Consider the following 603-nt stretch of genomic DNA (forward strand, 5'->3'; position numbering starts at 1 on the left):
CTCTGCCGAGGCTTGTCCAAAGAACCACTGCTGGATCGGGGTCAGCTTGACGCTGCCTGATATCTCGCCCTGATCGGCCGTACGACTCACTTTTTGTACATGACCGCTCAGCAGCGAAATGGACGGATATTGGAACAAATCCTTCATGTCCAGCTTGTAGCCCGCTTGCAGTAAGCGGGACGATACCTGAATCGCTTTGATCGAATCGCCGCCGAGGTCAAAGAAATTATCCAGAATCCCGACGCTCTTCGTTCCTAATACCCCCTGCCAAATCGAAACCAACGTCTGCTCCAACGCTGTGCGCGGCTCTACATAATCCGCTCCGCTTTGCAGGCTGCCCTCCGGTGCTGGCAGGGCCTTGCGGTCGATTTTGCCGTTCGGTGTCAGCGGCATCTGCTCCAGCTGGATGAAGTATGAAGGCACCATGTAGTTGGGCAGATCCTCACCCAGTAAGCCGCGCAGTTCACTCGCGCTGACGTCTCTTTCAGCGACATAGTACGCCACCAGTTGGTTTTGTCCCTGCTCGTCCGCTTGGGCCAGGACGATGACCTCTTGCACGTCCTCCACTTTCAATATTTGTGCTTCGACCTCGCCCAGTTCGAT

The 603-nt window shown here is 55.6% G+C and carries 1 protein-coding gene; it reads right to left on the reverse strand.

The genetic code is table 11. The features are described 5' to 3' along the window. Positions 1–603: phosphopantetheine-binding protein (locus HFE01_RS26420; protein ID WP_243208312.1), on the reverse strand; the 603-nt coding region annotated here is incomplete at both ends.

This window comes from Paenibacillus sp. EKM10P, from assembly GCF_011800655.1.
Taxonomy (GTDB): Bacteria; Bacillota; Bacilli; order Paenibacillales; family Paenibacillaceae; genus Paenibacillus; species Paenibacillus polymyxa.